13 protein-coding genes are annotated in these 14,708 nt (G+C 68.8%); 8 read left to right on the top strand and 5 right to left on the bottom strand.

What is annotated here, in order from left to right; translation table 11 throughout:
* Nucleotides 1-72 precede the first annotated feature (72 nt).
* Nucleotides 73-2,190: an acyl-CoA dehydrogenase gene (locus A5747_RS22785; protein ID WP_076128550.1), complete on the bottom strand. Its 2,118-nt coding sequence runs from the start codon at nt 2,188-2,190 to the stop codon at nt 73-75.
* Between the two features lie 271 nt (nt 2,191-2,461).
* On the opposite strand from A5747_RS22785, the gene kstR reads away from it, so the two are divergent.
* The gene (gene kstR / locus A5747_RS22780) at nt 2,462-3,061 is read left to right on the top strand and encodes a cholesterol catabolism transcriptional regulator KstR (protein ID WP_198938248.1); all 600 of its coding nucleotides are present in this window, start codon (nt 2,462-2,464) and stop codon (nt 3,059-3,061) included.
* On the opposite strand, the gene A5747_RS22775 is transcribed toward kstR, so the two are convergent.
* Nucleotides 3,058-4,137: a LacI family DNA-binding transcriptional regulator gene (locus tag A5747_RS22775; protein WP_076128546.1), complete on the bottom strand. Its 1,080-nt coding sequence runs from the start codon at nt 4,135-4,137 to the stop codon at nt 3,058-3,060. The genes kstR and A5747_RS22775 overlap by 4 nt on opposite strands.
* A gap of 136 nt (nt 4,138-4,273) precedes the next feature.
* On the opposite strand from A5747_RS22775, the gene A5747_RS22770 reads away from it, so the two are divergent.
* The 5 genes from A5747_RS22770 to A5747_RS22750 are packed head-to-tail and all read left to right on the top strand — an operon-like array spanning nt 4,274 to nt 8,559.
* Nucleotides 4,274-5,185 carry a metal ABC transporter solute-binding protein, Zn/Mn family gene (locus tag A5747_RS22770; protein ID WP_076128544.1) on the top strand — a complete coding sequence of 304 codons (912 nt, stop codon included), beginning with the start codon at nt 4,274-4,276 and terminating at the stop codon, nt 5,183-5,185.
* Nucleotides 5,182-6,003, top strand: coding sequence for a metal ABC transporter ATP-binding protein (locus A5747_RS22765; protein WP_076128542.1), 822 nt, complete (start codon nt 5,182-5,184; stop codon nt 6,001-6,003). Before A5747_RS22770 ends, A5747_RS22765 begins: the two co-directional genes overlap by 4 nt.
* Nucleotides 6,003-6,863: a metal ABC transporter permease gene (locus A5747_RS22760; RefSeq protein ID WP_076128540.1), complete on the top strand. Its 861-nt coding sequence runs from the start codon at nt 6,003-6,005 to the stop codon at nt 6,861-6,863. Before A5747_RS22765 ends, A5747_RS22760 begins: the two co-directional genes overlap by 1 nt.
* A gap of 20 nt (nt 6,864-6,883) precedes the next feature.
* The gene (locus A5747_RS22755; protein ID WP_076128538.1) at nt 6,884-7,642 is read left to right on the top strand and encodes a LamB/YcsF family protein; all 759 of its coding nucleotides are present in this window, start codon (nt 6,884-6,886) and stop codon (nt 7,640-7,642) included.
* Complete coding sequence (locus A5747_RS22750; RefSeq protein ID WP_076128536.1) at nt 7,642-8,559, top strand: MBL fold metallo-hydrolase; 918 nt, start codon at nt 7,642-7,644, stop codon at nt 8,557-8,559. The genes A5747_RS22755 and A5747_RS22750 overlap by 1 nt, the downstream gene beginning before the upstream one ends.
* Here A5747_RS22750 and A5747_RS22745 read toward each other — a convergent pair.
* Complete coding sequence (locus A5747_RS22745; RefSeq protein WP_076128534.1) at nt 8,461-9,786, bottom strand: MFS transporter; 1,326 nt, start codon at nt 9,784-9,786, stop codon at nt 8,461-8,463. The two genes, A5747_RS22750 and A5747_RS22745, sit on opposite strands and share 99 nt — an antisense overlap.
* 135 nt (nt 9,787-9,921) lie before the next feature.
* Between A5747_RS22745 and A5747_RS22740 the strand changes: the two genes are divergently transcribed.
* Both A5747_RS22740 and A5747_RS22735 read left to right on the top strand, forming a co-directional pair.
* Nucleotides 9,922-11,163, top strand: a complete 1,242-nt coding sequence (locus A5747_RS22740) for an SLC13 family permease (protein WP_076128532.1) — start codon at nt 9,922-9,924, stop codon at nt 11,161-11,163.
* Nucleotides 11,164-11,398: 235 nt separating this feature from the next.
* Complete coding sequence (locus tag A5747_RS22735) at nt 11,399-12,796, top strand: NAD(P)/FAD-dependent oxidoreductase (RefSeq protein WP_076128530.1); 1,398 nt, start codon at nt 11,399-11,401, stop codon at nt 12,794-12,796.
* Nucleotides 12,797-12,815: 19 nt separating this feature from the next.
* Here A5747_RS22735 and A5747_RS22730 read toward each other — a convergent pair whose 3' ends face one another.
* Both A5747_RS22730 and rlmB read right to left on the bottom strand, forming a co-directional pair.
* Entirely contained in the window at nt 12,816-13,775 is a 960-nt protein-coding gene (locus A5747_RS22730; RefSeq protein WP_076128528.1) for a glycerophosphodiester phosphodiesterase, read from the bottom strand.
* Nucleotides 13,776-14,702, bottom strand: coding sequence for a 23S rRNA (guanosine(2251)-2'-O)-methyltransferase RlmB (gene rlmB, locus A5747_RS22725; protein ID WP_076128526.1), 927 nt, complete (start codon nt 14,700-14,702; stop codon nt 13,776-13,778). It lies immediately after the preceding gene.
* Nucleotides 14,703-14,708 lie beyond the last annotated feature (6 nt).

Here is a 14,708-nt window from a genome sequence, read left to right as displayed (position 1 = left end):
CGCCGAGGCTGTAAATCTGCAGACAAAGTGCGAGTAGGGACCGCCAAAATTACAGGGTCGGCGAAAAAGCGGTCAGCGGGGCAGACCGAGGAGGCGCTCGGCGGCCACCGTGAGCAGGATCTGCTCGGTACCGCCGGCGATCGTGAGGCACCGGGTGTTGAGGAAGTCGAAAACCGCTTGGTTGTGGACCAGGCCGCCGCCGTCGGAGACGTCCATCGTGAATTCGGCCAACGCCTGCCGGTAGCGGACGCCGATGAGCTTGCGCACGCTGGATTGCGCCCCCGGATCCCGCCCGCCCACCGCGAGCTGCGCGATGCGCTGATCCAGCAGCGCTCCGGTCTGGGCGGTGACGATCAACCGCCCCAGCCGATCTTGCTGGGAAGTGTCGAGGTCGATCCCCGCCAGCACCTTGAGCAGTTCTTCCATCGGGTTGCCCAGCGCGGTGCCGGTGGCCATCGCGATCCGCTCGTTGGCCAGCGTGGTGCGGGCCAGCCGCCAGCCGTCGTTCACCGTGCCGACCACCATTTCGTCGGGCACGAACACGTTGTCCAGGAACACCTCGTTGAACAGCGAGTCGCCGGTGATCTCGCGCAGCGGCCGGATTTCGATGCCCGGCGATTTCATGTCCAGCAGGAAGTAGGTGATGCCCTTGTGTTTCGGGGCATCCGGGTCGGTGCGCGCCAGGCACACGCCCCAGCGGGCCTTGTGCGCCGCGGACGTCCAGACCTTCTGCCCCGTCAACAGCCACCCGCCCTCACCGCGGACCGCCTTGGTGCGCAGGGACGCCAGGTCGGAGCCGGCTCCCGGCTCGGAAAACAGCTGACACCAAAGGAATTCGCCGCGCAGGGTCGCCGGAACGAAGCGCTCGATCTGCTCCGGCGTGCCGTGCTCGAGGATGGTCGGCGCCGCCCACCACCCGATCACCAGGTCTGGCCGCACGACACCGGCGGCCGCCATCTCCTGATCGATCAGCAGCTGCTCGGCCGGTGACGCCGCGCGTCCGTACGGCGGGGGCCAGTGCGGCGCCTGCAGCCGGGCGTCGGCCAGGGCCGCCTGCCGTTTCTCCTCCGGCAGCGCGGCGACCTCGGCGACGGCCGCGGCGATCTCCGGCCGCAGGCCCTCCACCTCGCTGAGGTCGATACCCAGGCGACGCCGCACGCCCGACTGCGTCAACGCGGTGATGCGGCGCAGCCAGCGCTCGGCGCCGCCGAGGAAGCGGCCGATGGCATGCGCCCGGCGCAGGTATAGGTGCGCATCGTGCTCCCAGGTGCACCCGATGCCGCCGAGCACCTGAATGCAGTCCTTGACGTTGGCCTTCGCGGCGGCGATGCCGATGCTCGCGGCCAGCGCCGCGGCGATCGAGAACTGTGCGGGGTCGGAGTCCGCCGCGGCGCGCGCGGCGTCGGCGGCGGCCACCTCGGCCTGTTCGGCTCGGCACAGCATCTCGGCGCACAGGTGCTTGACGGCCTGGAAGCTGCCGATCGGCTTGCCGAACTGCTCGCGGACTTTGGCGTATGCGACCGCGGTGTCCAGGGACCATCGGGTCACGCCGGCCGCCTCGGCGGCCAGCACGGTCGCGGCGAGTTCGTCGACCCGCTCGCGCGACGCTTCGATCGCGGTGGCCGGCGCCTCCGTCAGCACCACCCGCGCCAGCGGCCGGGAAAAGTCGGTGGCCCGCAACGGCTCCAGCTGAACGCCCTCGCACCGGGTGTCGACCAACACCCACGTCTCGCCGGCGGGCAGCAGCAACAGACCGCCGTCGGCGGCGCCCAGCACCAGATCGACGGAGCCGGACGCAAGACCACGGTCGAACTGCACGGCGCCCTCGAGTGCGACCCCGGCGAAGCGCTCACCGGAGGCCAGCGCGGCCAGCGTTTCGGGATCGTCGACGACAAGGGTCGCCAGCGCGGTGGTGGCGACGGGCCCGGGTACCAGCGCCTTGGCCGCTTCCTCGACCATCGCGCAGAGGTCCTCGACGCTGCCGCCCGCCCCGCCGGAGTCCTCCGCAACGGCCACGCCGAACAGTCCCAGTTCGGCCAGGCCGGCCAACACCGGCCGCCACGCATCGGCGTTGCCCTGCTCGACGTCGCGGATCGCTTGGGTCCCGTTGGGCCCCGAGGAGGAATCGCGTGCCCAATCGCGCACCAGCTCACGGGCCGCGAACTGCTCGTCGGTGACGGTCGCTACCACGTGCGTCCTCCGCGTCCTTGATTCGAGGTAGTAAATGGGGCCCCGGTGCCCACTAGAACGTGTTCTAATAGTGCCAGCGATCGAGCGTCAAGTCGAACGACATTGCAGCAGGACAGCTCGTTGTCCCGGTGGGGTGGAGGTGGGAAATTCACAATCGTCTTGCGTATCGTTTGCGAACGAACCGCCCGGAAGAGGGGGAATCGGCCAGATGTCGCCAGCGAACACCAACCTGGGCCGCGTTTCTGAATCGCAGCCGCGCGAGGTCATAAACGTGGCGGTATTGGCGGAATCCGAGCTGGGCTCGGAGGCACAGCGGGAGCGCCGCAAACGCATCCTGGACGCCACCATGGCCATCGCGTCGAAGGGTGGCTACGAGGCGGTCCAGATGCGCGCGGTGGCGGACCGGGCCGATGTGGCGGTTGGGACGCTGTACCGCTATTTCCCGTCGAAGGTGCATCTGCTGGTGTCTGCCCTGGGGCGGGAGTTCAGCCGCATCGATGCCAAAACCGACCGCTCCGCGGTTGCCGGCGGCACCCCGTTTCAGCGGCTGAACTTCATGGTGGGCAAGCTCAACCGCGCGATGCAGCGCAATCCGCTACTCACCGAGGCGATGACGCGCGCCTATGTTTTCGCCGACGCATCCGCGGCCAGCGAGGTCGACCAGGTCGAGAAGCTCATCGACTCCATGTTCGCGCGTGCGATGGCCGACAGGGAGCCGACCGAGGACCAGTACCACATCGCCCGGGTGATCTCCGACGTGTGGCTGTCGAACCTGCTCGCGTGGCTCACCCGGCGGGCCTCGGCGACCGACGTCAGCAAGCGGCTGGACCTGGCCGTGCGGTTGCTGATCGGCGACACCGAATCCGGCTAAGCGGGCGGACCGGCGGTACGCCCGCGAATCAGCTCGGTGTCCAACAGCTCGACCGCCGGCAGACCCGACCGCGGCGGGTTCAGCAGCAGTTCGCCCGCCCGGCGACCCTTTTGCAGGCTCGGCTGCGCGACCGTCGTCAGCCCGCGCCTGATCGCCTCGGGCACGCCGTCGAACCCGGTGACCGTCATCTGGCCTGGCACGTAAATGCCGTGTGCGCGAAGGTAATCCATCGCCGACAGGGCCAGTATGTCCGCGGTGCACATCAACGCGGTGATCCGCGGATTGGCCTCCAGCGCCGCCTTGGCCGCGTCGCCGCCCGACGCCGGGAGGTGTTCGTAGCTTTCCACCACGGTCAGCGAATCCGGGTCCAGGCCGGCGGCTTTCATCGCCTCCCACACGCCAACGATGCGCTCGCGCTGCACGTCGAACGCCGGTGACCGCAGCCGCCCGGCGTCGACGAGCCCCTGGCGGCGGTCCCGGCCCAGCCGCATGGTCAGCAGCCCGATTTCACGGTGTCCCAACCGCAGTACGTAGTCGGTGAGCTCTCGCATCGCCGCCCGGTCGTCGATGCCGACGCGGGATACCCCGGACAGGTCTTTGGGCTGATCCACCACCACGACGGGCAGCCGACGTTGCAGCACCACCTGGAGATAGGGATCGTCGTCGCAGACGGAGTAGACGACGAAGCCGTCCACCCCGGCACCCAGCACGGCGGCGGTCCCGTCCTCGAGTGTTCGGCTTCCCGCAACGGCTACCAGAAGCAGGCCTTGCCCCAGCTCCTCACACGACTGTGCCACTCCCGCAACGAAATCCCGCGCCGCGGGATCGCTGAAGAAGTAGGTCAGCGGTTCGGCCATCACCAATCCGACGGCCCCCGCTTTGCGGGTCCGCAACGATCGCGCTACCGGGTCGGGTCCGGCGTAACCGAGCCGCTTGGCCGTCGCGAGCACCCGTTCGCGAAGGTCGGCGGAGAGCTGATCCGGGCGGTTGAAGGCATTCGAGACGGTGGTGCGCGAGACGTTGAGTTCGGCCGCCAACGACGCCAGAGTCGCACGCCGGCGGGGGGTGGGACTCACGTTCGGTGACGCTACAGCGGATCCCCGTCGGCGCCTACGCAACCTCGACCCCTCGTTTCCTAATGGAAACGATTGTCATTAGTATTAAGCTGCCCGACGAACTCAGCGGGCTCACATCGGCGGACATGGGACACGAATGGCATTGGTAGATCCGACGCGGCGGCTGTCGGCCATCATCGCTTGCTTGGCGGCCGCGAGCGCGCTCGCCGGCTGCGGGATCGCCAATTCGGCACACCCGCAGGCCGCGACCGTCGTAGCCTCCACCGACGTCTGGGGCAGCGTGGCACGAGCCGTCGTCGGCCACCATGTCGCAGTCAAGTCCATCCTGAGCGGCTCGGATGAGGATCCGCATTCGTATCAGGCGAAGCCATCGGACGCCGCGGCGATCATCGACGCGGCCCTGGTCGTCTACAACGGCGGCGGCTACGACCCGTGGGTGGACCAGGTGCTGGCCGGGCATCGGTCCGTCAAACCCGTTGACGCCTACTCATTTGCCGGTCGCGCGAATCCCGGCGAACCGCCCAACGAGCACGTCTTCTACGACATGAGCGTCGCCAAAGCGGTTGCCTCCGCAATCGCCGACCGGATGGCGGCCATCGATCCGGCGAATGCCGCCGACTATCGAGCCAACGCGGCCGAATTCTGCCGCGGCGCCGACTCGATCACCCTCTCCGAACACGCCATCGCCAGCGCGTACCCCCACGCCGGAGTCATCGCGACCGAGCCCGTGGCTGACTACCTGCTTCAGGCCTCCAGCCTGACCGATCGCACTCCCGCCGCCTTTTCCGCCGCCAACGAGAACGAGACCGACCCCGCGCCGGCCGACATGGCATCGGTCCTCGATCTGATCGACCACCGGCAAGTTTCGGCGCTGCTGGTCAACCCTCAGACGTCCACCTCCGCCATCAACAGCGTGGCAGCCGCGGCCAGGCGCGCGGGCGTGCCGGTCACCGAAGTGACCGAGACGCTGCCCGACGGCACCGACTACCTGACCTGGCAGCGCAACACCGTCGACCAGCTGCTCGCCGCGCTGCGGTCGAGCCGGTGAGCGCCCAAGCGGTCCCGCCCGTCGACCGTCCCGCTGTAGCTCTGACCGGTGCCCGGCTGGCGTTCGGGGATCGCGTGCTGTGGGATCACCTCGACCTGTCGGTCTCGCCGGGCGAGTTCATTGTCGTGCTGGGTCCCAACGGCAGCGGCAAGACGTCGTTGCTCCGGGTCCTGCTCGGACAGCTCCCGCTGACCGCGGGCGCCGCGTTGGTGGACGGCAAGCCGATCACGGCGGGCAGCGGCGACATCGGCTATGTGCCGCAACACCGCCCGATCGATCGGGGCGTGATGCTGCGCGGGCGCGACCTGGTCCGGCTCGGCATCGACGGTCGCCGCTGGGGCGGCGCGCCGCTGCGATCCGCCGATCGGGCCCGACGGCGCGCGGTGATGTGGCAGGCGCTGCGGCAGGTCAACGGCGAACACCTGGCCGACGTCCCGGTCGGCGTGATGTCCGGCGGCGAGCTGCAGCGGGTGCGGATCGCGCAGGCGCTCGTCAGCGACCCGGCGCTGCTGCTGTGCGACGAACCATTGCTGACCCTCGACCCTGCCAACACGAAATTGGTGTCGGCACTGATCGATCGGCGCCGGCACGACGCCGGCACCACGGTCATCGTCGTCACCCACGAGATCAACCCGTTCCTGCCCTACCTGGACCGGGTGCTGTATCTGGTCGACGGCCGATTCAGGATCGGCACCGTCGAGCAGGTGATGACCACCGAGACGCTGTCGGCCCTCTACCGCGCCGACATCGAGGTGGTCAAGGCCAAGGACGGCTATGCGGTAGTGGGCGATCCGGCGCGCTTCGATGGGCACGCGTGATGAACCACCGCCTCGCCGACATGCTGGACCACCTGTTCGCCTTCGACGTCACCGCCAACCTGCTCGCCCATGACTTTGTCCAGCAGGCTCTGCTGGCGGCCGCGCTGCTGGGGTTGGTGGCCGGGCTGATCGGGCCGTTCATCGTGATGCGCCAGATGTCGTTCGCCGTGCACGGATCCAGCGAATTGTCTCTCACCGGAGCGGCATTCGCGCTGCTGGTCGGGTTCGAGGTGGGCTTGGGCGCGCTGATCGGCAGTGCCCTGGCAGCCGTGTTGTTCGGCCTGTTCGGCCAGCGGACGCGGGAGCGGGACTCGGCGATCGGAGTGGTGCTGGCGTTCGGGCTGGGCCTGGCCGTCCTGTTCATCCAGCTGTATCCGGGGCGCACGGCGACGAGCTTCGCGTTGCTAACCGGTCAGATCGTCGGGGTGGGTTACACCGGTTTGGCCATGCTCGCGCTGGTGTGTCTGCTCGTCATCGTCGCGCTGGCGACGTGCTACCGCCCGCTGCTGTTCGCCACCGTCGACCCCGACGTCGCGGCCGCGCGCGGCGTGCCGGTCCGCGCGCTGGGCATCGTGTTCGCCGCGTTGGTCGGCGTGGTGGCCGCCCAGGCCGTGCAGATCGTCGGGGCGCTGCTGGTGATGTCGCTGCTGATCACGCCCGCGGCCGCGGCGGCTCGGGTGGTCACCTCGCCGGCGGCGGCGATGGTCGCGTCGGTGATCTTCGCCGAGGTGTCGGCGGTCGGGGGCATCGTGCTCTCGCTCGCGCCCGGCGTCCCGGTGTCGGTTTTCGTCGCGAGCATCTCGTTCGTGATCTATCTGTTCTGCTGGTTCCTGGGGCGGCGACGGCAGACGCCCGTTTAACGCCCCAATAAGCTAGGCGGATGGCCGGTATCGACCTGAACGCCGATTTGGGCGAGGGCTTCGGCGTCTGGCGCCTCGGGGACGACGACGCCATGCTCGGCATCGTCACGAGCGCCAACGTGGCGTGCGGCTTCCATGCCGGCGACCCCGCCGGCCTGCTGCGGGTATGCCGCCTGGCCGCCGAGCGCGGCGTGCGCATCGGCGCGCAGGTCAGCTACCGGGACCTGGCCGGCTTCGGCAGGCGGTTCATCGACGTCGCGACCGAGGACCTCGTCGCCGACGTCGTCTACCAGATCGGCGCGTTGCAGGCTATCGCGCAGGCGTCCGGCTCGACGGTGTCCTACGTGAAACCTCATGGCGCGCTGTACAACACGATCGTGACCAACCGTGAGCAGGCCGCCGCCGTCGCGGAGGCGGTACGCCTGGTCGACACCGAGCTGCCGGTGCTGGGCATGGCGGGCTCGGCGTTTTTCGACGAAGCCACCCGCGTCGGGTTGCGCACGGTGGCCGAGGCGTTCGCCGATCGCGCCTACCGCCCGGACGGCCAGCTGGTTTCCCGTCGCGAACCGGGTGCGGTGCTACACGACCCGGCGGCGATCGCCGAGCGCGTGCTGACAATGGTGACCGCGGGCCAGGTCACCGCGATCGACGGCGCCCAGATTCCGGTCAGCGTGGAATCCGTTTGCGTGCATGGTGATTCGCCGGGCGCGGTGGCCATCGCGGCCGCGGTGCGCGAGCGGCTCACCGCTGCCGGCGTCGACGTCAGGTCTTTCCTCTGATGCGCCTGCGGCTCGGTCGCCCCGACATCGCGCGTTATTCGGATCGGTTCGACGTGCCCGCGGCCGAGGCCGGTTCGCTTTCGGTGACCTGGATGGGTGTGGCGACGCTGCTGCTCGACGACGGATCGTGCGCGCTGATGACCGACGGCTATTTCTCCCGCCCCGGCCTGGCGCGGGTCGCGGCCGGCAAGCTCTCGCCGTCACCGGTGCGGGTGGACGGCTGCCTGGCCCGGGCCAAGGTGTCGCGGCTGGTGGCCGTCATCCCGGTGCACACGCACATCGACCACGTGATGGATTCCGCGCTGGTCGCCGACCGCACCGGCGCGCAGCTGGTCGGGGGCGAGTCGGCGGCCAACGTCGGGCGCGGATACGGGCTGCCCGAAGACCGCCTCGTCGTCGCGGCCTCCGGCGAGCCAATTCGGTTGGGCGCCTATGAGGTAACGCTGGTGGAGTCGCACCACTGTCCACCCGACCGGTTTCCCGGCGTGATCGACGCGCCACTGACGCCGCCGGTGAAGGTATCGGCCTACCGCTGCGGTGAGGCATGGTCGACGCTGGTGCACCACCTGCCGTCGGGGCAGCGCCTGCTGATCCAGGGCAGTGCCGGTTACGTCGAGGGCGCGCTGGCGGGGCACCGCGCCGACGCGGTCTACCTCAGCGTCGGTCAGCTGGGCGTACAGCCGCGCTCGTACCTGGATGCCTACTGGAATGAGACCGTGCGCGCGGTCGGTGCGCGCAGGGCGATCCTGATCCACTGGGACGATTTCTTCCAGCCGTTGTCGAAACCGTTGCGGGCCTTGCCCTATGCGGGCGACGACCTAGACGCGTCCATCGCCGTCCTCGACGAGCTGGCCGGACGCGACGGCGTCGGGCTGCACATGCCCACGGTGTGGCGGCGCGAAAACCCCTGGGCGTGAAGCGGATCCGGCCAGTGTTTCCGGCATCGCGATCAGATAGAGGGCAAATCCCGCCGCGGCGACCGCGCCGAGTGACATGAACGCGGTGCCGTACCCGGCGGCTACCACTATCCCGCCGGCAACGAAATTCGACAGCGCGGCACCCACCCCCCACGCGGTCGTTATCGCCCCGAGGCTGACGTTGAACCGGCCCGTACCATGCGTGACATCCTGGACGACGATCGGAAACAACGCCCCGAATATGCCGGCGCCGACACCATCGAGCAACTGCACGCCGACAAGCCAGTAGGAGTTGTCCGACAGCGGGTACAGGAAAGCACGCACGGTCAACACGGCGAAACCGACCAAGAAGATCGGCTTTCGGCCCCAGACATCGGCTTTGGTGCCGACGAGGTATGCCACCGGCACCATGACCACCTGCGCGGCGACGATGCATGCCGACATCAGCGCCGTCCCGAGCTCTTTGTTGTGCAGTGCGAGCTCCTGCCCGACCAGCGGCAGCATCGCCGCATTAGCGAAGTGGAAGGCGAAGACTACCGCGGCGAAGATCATCAATCGGCGATTGCGCAGCAGCACAGCGAATCCCGACGGCTGCCGGTGCCGCTTTCCGGTTACCTTGTCCATGCCGCGCGCGACGTCGTTGTCGATGGCGTCACGCGGGACACGCAGCGTCGCGACGATACTGATCACCGCCATCGCCGCCAACAGCCAAAACACCACCACGGGACCGAAGAAGTACGCGAGCCCGCCCGCGGCCGCAGCGGCCGACGCGGTGCCGGCATGCCGGAACGATTCGTTGCGTCCGACCCGCCTGGAGAATAATTTCGGGCCGACGATGCCCAGGGTGATCGCGGCCAACGCCGGATTGAAGATGGAGCCGGCGATCCCGGTGACGGCTTGCAGGAACGAGATCGTATAGAAGCCGGGCAGCAGCGGCATCGCCAGCGCGGCGGCGGCGACCCCCACGGCGCCGCCGATGACGAGGGCTCGCTTCGCGGTCGTCTTGTCGACCAACGCGCCGACCGGTGTCTGCGCCACCACGCCGGCGATACCGCCGACCGCCATGACGAATCCGATGGAAGCCTGATCCCAATGATGGGTCAGCAGGAGATATACCGACAGATACGGGCCCAAACCATCACGAACGTCGGCCAGCGAGAAGGAGAGTAGGTCCAGCGCGTGCATCGTCCGGCGCGGAAGCGCCGCAACGGCATCTGGCTCCGACATCGATTCCGATCTCCCCGGGCAGTCAAAAGGATCGACGTAGAGTAACCGATCCCGCCGCCGTTCAGCGCGCGCGAGATTCGGCCGCTGGCAGGTACGATGCGGCGTCACCGCATTCAGCGTTAGGAGCCGTGCCGCATGGCCTTGACCCTCGGCCTGCTGCTCCTCGCCGTCGTTCTCGGGTTTGCGGTTGCCCGGCCCCGGGGCTGGCCCGAGGCGGTGGCGGCGGTTCCGGCCGCCGCGATCCTGATCGCGCTCGGTGCGATCTCGGTTCGTCAGGCGGCCGACGAGGTCGCCGGGCTGTCGGGAGTGGTCGCGTTTCTGGGTGCGGTGCTGGTGCTGGCCAAGCTGTGCGACGACGAGGGCCTGTTCGAGGCCGCGGGCGCGGCGATCGCCCAGGGGCGCGTCGGGTCGGCCGGCCTGCTGCTGCGGGTGTTCGGCATTGCGTCCCTGATCACCGCGGTGCTGAGCCTGGACGCCGCGGTGGTGTTGCTGACCCCGGTGGTGCTGGCCGCCGTCCGGCGGCTGCGGACGCCGGTGCGGCCCTACGCGTATGCGACCGCCCACCTGGCCAACGGCGCCTCGCTGCTGCTGCCGGTGTCGAACCTGACCAACCTGCTGGCCTTTCACACCGCCAACCTCTCGTTCACCAAGTTCACCCTGGCGATGGCGTTGCCGTGGGTGGGCGCCGTGGCCGTCCTCTACGGGGTGTTCCGCTTGTTCTTCGCCGGGGACCTGCGCGTCCAGCCCGACCCGGAGCACACCGGGCCGGCGCCGCGGCCGCCGGTGTTCGTGCTGGTGGTCGTCGGGCTGACGCTCGCCGGGTTCGCCGTCGGCCAATCCGTGGGGGTGGCGCCGGCGTGGGTCGCGCTGGTCGGCGCCTCGGTGCTGGCGGTGCGCAGCCTGAGCCGTGGGCACACCTCGGTCGTGGAGATCGCGCGCTCAGCGCAGCCGTCGTTCCTGGTGTTCGTGTTGGCGCTGGGCGTCGTCGTGCAGGCGGTGATGCGTAACGGGATGGGCCGGGCGATGTCCGCGGTGCTGCCGTCGGGTTCGGGACTGTCCGCGTTGCTCGCGATCGCCGCCGTGGCCGCCGTGCTCGCCAACGTCGTCAACAATCTGCCGGCGACGCTGGTGCTGCTGCCACTGGTCGCGCACAGCGGCCCGGTTGTCATCCTGGCGGTGCTGATCGGAGTCAACATCGGACCCAACCTGACCTATGTCGGCTCACTGTCGAACCTGCTGTGGCGGAGGGTTTTACGCCAGCACGACGTCGACGCCGGCGTCGGTGAATACACCCGCCTCGGGTTGTGCACGGTGCCCCCGGCGCTGGCGGTGGCGGTGGTGGCGCTGTGGGGATCGGCGCGGCTGCTGGGCATCTAGGGTCGGCGGTAGGTCCTGGCCAAAAGCTTCAGGCGCCAATCTCGTCTGCGAGCACGCCGCAGCGCGGGCAGACGATTGCCGGTAGGCACGAGTTCCCGCAGTGATTCCCACGCACGGCGATTTTCCCGCGTTTCGCGTGACACGCATTAGTGGAGTAGTCGACTACGCTATCGGCCCCGACCCGCGGGCCGTGAGCATGGCTTTCGTCAGATAAGCGCTGAGCAAAGGCAGAGACATGGCCAAGATCGGCAACAAAGCGGTGGTGTTGGGAGCGAGCATGGCCGGACTGCTGGCCGCGCGGTCGCTGAGCGAGTTCTACGAAGCAGTCACGGTGGTCGAGCGCGACCCGCTGCCCGGCGCCCTTCCCGCCAACCCGGAGGCTCGTCGAGGCGTGCCGCAGGGCCGGCACCTCCATGGCCTGCTGCCCCGCGGCGCCCAGGTGCTCGAGGAACTGTTCCCCGGCATCCTCGATCAGCTGGTCCTCGACGGTGCGCACTACATCGACGGCCGGGACCTGTCGCGGCTGCACTACGAATTGGGCGGGCACCTGATGGCGCGCACCGGCAGCGCCACCTCGGTTACCGCTTATCTCGCGACCCGCCCGTTCATCGAGGAACACGTCCGCGCACGGCTACGCAGCGTCCCCAACGTCACCCTGCTCGACGAGCACGACATCGTGCAGCTGACATCAACTCCCGACCACCACCGCGTCACGGGAGCGCAGATGGTCAATCGTCGCACCCGCGAAGTCGCCCCGCTGAGGGCCGATCTGGTGGTCGATGCCACCGGGCGCGCAGCCCGCACCCCGCTGTGGCTGAACCGGATGGGATACGACCGCCCGCGCGAGGATCATGTCTCGGTGCAGCTGACCTATGTGAGCCAGCTGCTGCGCATGGCGCCGGACGCGCTGCACGAACGCGGTTTCCTCGTCGGTGTCGTGCCGGGTCGCCCGCACGGGCTGGGAATTCTGCACTGCGAGAACGACACCTGGATGTTCACCGTGTTCGGAATGGCAGGACACGAGCCGCCCGCCGACATCGCGGCGATGTGCGAGTTCGTCGAGGACTACGCACCGGCCCACATGCTCGCCGCAGTGCGAGCCGCCGAACCTGTGGGAGAGCCCACGCGGCACCGTCAGCCATCCAGTCAGTGGCGCCGCTACGACAAGATGCGGCGATTTCCCGAGGGCTTGCTGGTTATCGGCGATGCGATCTGCAGCTTCAACCCGATCTACGGCCAGGGCATGACGGTGGCCGCATTGGAGGCGCTGGCGCTGCGCGAATGCTTGTCCAGCGGCACAAGGGATTTGGCGCGGAGGTTTTTCCGAGCCGCGAAGGTGCCGATCCGCCAAGCGTGGGAGCTCTCGGCCAATCCCGACCTGTCCCTGCCCGAAATCGACGGCACACCCCCGCTGGTCACCCGGCTGCTCAACGTATACGTCGATCGCGTGCTCGCCGCGGCCGAATACGACACCACCGCATTCAATCAGTTCTTCAGGGTGACAGCACTCGTCGATCCCGCGACCCGGCTGCTGCGTCCGGGCATGATTTGGCGCGCAGCCCGCGCCAACCAGCGCAGCCGCCGACAGGATCTCGACGACATCGGTGTTCTGGCCGACAGCGTGGCTGGCTAGTCGAGGTCGAGGCCGAGGCCTAGACCTTTGGCGGCAGCGGCATTCCGAGCTCGGCCAGCACACCTCGCAACAGCGCTGGGTAGTCGGTGATGATGCCGTCGACGCCGTCAGCGATCTCCGCACGCATAGTGTCGGCGTCGTTGACGGTCCAGGGAATCACCTTGAGCCCCAGCGCGTGCGCGCGATCGACGTAGGGTTTGCCGGTGACCTGTTGGTAGTCCGGCGAGAGGATGTTGGCGCCAACCAGTAACGCCCCGATCATCGGGTCCCCGATCGTGGCCACATTTTCGCCCGCGACCCACGGAGAGCCGGGCGCCCAGGTTTCCTCGTTGTACAAGGCCACCAAGGGAATCGACGGCTCGGCCCGGTGCACCATGGGCAGCGTGCGCCAGTCGAAGCTCTCGATCTCCACACGGTCGACCTTGCCCGCCGCTCTCACCGCGGCCAGGATCACGTCGACGAACTCCTGCGGGCCGGCCGATCTGCTCGGGTCATCGGCTTCCACCTTGGTTTCGATGTCGTAGCGGACGTCGGCGCGATACGAATCGGCGAGCGCAAACACTTCCGGCAGGGTCGCGACCTTGTTGCCCCGCACCACTTCCGCCCGCGGGAACTCCTCGAGCCGGCGGCCGCAGTCCAGGGTGCGAATCTGCGCCAGGGTCAGCTCGTGCACGAGCTTGCCGACGTAGGGGTACTGCGGGTCGCCGGCGACGACGGGCGCGGTGTCGGAGCACTTCTCGGGCTGAATCGTCGGGTCGTGCCATACCAGGGGCTGCCCGTCCCCGGTGATGCCGACGTCGAGTTCGAGTGTGCTGACCCCCAATCCGAGCGATTTGGCGAATGCGCGCAGCGATTCCTCGGTAGTCTCGCCGCGCCCGCCGCGATGGGCCTGCAGATCAAAGCCGGGCGATTGCGCAGACGCCGGCGACGCAAGCAGCACCGCCAGCGCCAGCAGGGCGGCGACAAGACGGCCGGTCAACTAACGCCTTCGCTGACGGGCGATTTCGGCGAGCACCACACCGGCGGCCACCGACGCGTTCAGCGATTCTGTCTGACCGGCCATCGGGATGGACACCACCTCGTCGCAGTTCTGCCGAACCAGCCGCGAGAGTCCCTTGCCCTCGGAGCCGACGACCACCACCGTCGGGTCGGTGCCGTCCAGGTCGTCGAGCGCGGTGTCACCGTCGGCGTCCAATCCGATCACCCGCAGGCCGGCATCGGCCCAATTCTGAAGCGCCCGGGTGAGATTGGTGGCCCGCGCCACCGGAACGCGCGCCGCCGCCCCTGCGCTGGTGCGCCACGCCACCGCCGTCACCGAGGCCGAACGTCGCTGCGGGATCAGCACGCCGTGACCACCGAACGCGGCGACCGAACGGACGATCGCACCGAGATTGCGGGGATCGGAGATGTTGTCCAGCGCGACCAGCAGCGCCGGCGGCGATTTGGCGGCGGCCGCGAGCAGGTCGTCGGGGTGGGCGTAGTTGTACGGCGGCACTTGCAACGCGATGCCCTGGTGCAGGTGGTTGCTGGTCATCCGGTCCAGGTCGGTGCGCGGTACCTCGAGGATCGCGATCCCTAAATCCGCTGCACGAGAGACGGATTCGGTTAGACGCTCGTCGGCTTCGGTGCCGAGCGCTACAAAGAGAGCGGTCGCCGGCACGCCGGCACGCAGGCATTCCAGCACTGGGTTGCGGCCCAACACGGTTTCGGTTTCGTCGGTGCGTTTGGCCGCCCGCCGCGGCTGCTGGGCGCGTTTGGCGGCGGGATGGTTGGGACGCAGATGCGCGGGCGGGGTGGGACCGCGCCCCTCCAGCCCACGGCGGCGCTGTCCGCCCGAGCCCACGGTGGGGCCCTTCTTGGTGCCGGGTTTGCGTATCGCTCCGCGGCGCCGCGAGTTACCGGCCATCTAGGC

This window comes from Mycobacterium sp. IS-836, assembly GCF_001954275.1.
Classification (GTDB): Bacteria; Actinomycetota; Actinomycetes; order Mycobacteriales; family Mycobacteriaceae; genus Mycobacterium.
Note: the sequence above shows the minus strand (reverse complement) of the source record. Positions and strands in the feature narration are given on the sequence as shown.

Coding starts and splice junctions, on each gene's coding strand:
- A5747_RS22750 (WP_076128536.1), top strand. CDS start 7,642: ATGCGCCTGCGGCTCGGTCGCCCCGACATCGCGCGTTATTCGGATCGG.
- A5747_RS22745 (WP_076128534.1), bottom strand. CDS start 9,786: ATGTCGGAGCCAGATGCCGTTGCGGCGCTTCCGCGCCGGACGATGCAC.
- A5747_RS22760 (WP_076128540.1), top strand. CDS start 6,003: ATGAACCACCGCCTCGCCGACATGCTGGACCACCTGTTCGCCTTCGAC.
- rlmB (WP_076128526.1), bottom strand. CDS start 14,702: ATGGCCGGTAACTCGCGGCGCCGCGGAGCGATACGCAAACCCGGCACC.
- A5747_RS22740 (WP_076128532.1), top strand. CDS start 9,922: ATGGCCTTGACCCTCGGCCTGCTGCTCCTCGCCGTCGTTCTCGGGTTT.
- A5747_RS22770 (WP_076128544.1), top strand. CDS start 4,274: ATGGCATTGGTAGATCCGACGCGGCGGCTGTCGGCCATCATCGCTTGC.
- A5747_RS22735 (WP_076128530.1), top strand. CDS start 11,399: ATGGCCAAGATCGGCAACAAAGCGGTGGTGTTGGGAGCGAGCATGGCC.
- A5747_RS22755 (WP_076128538.1), top strand. CDS start 6,884: ATGGCCGGTATCGACCTGAACGCCGATTTGGGCGAGGGCTTCGGCGTC.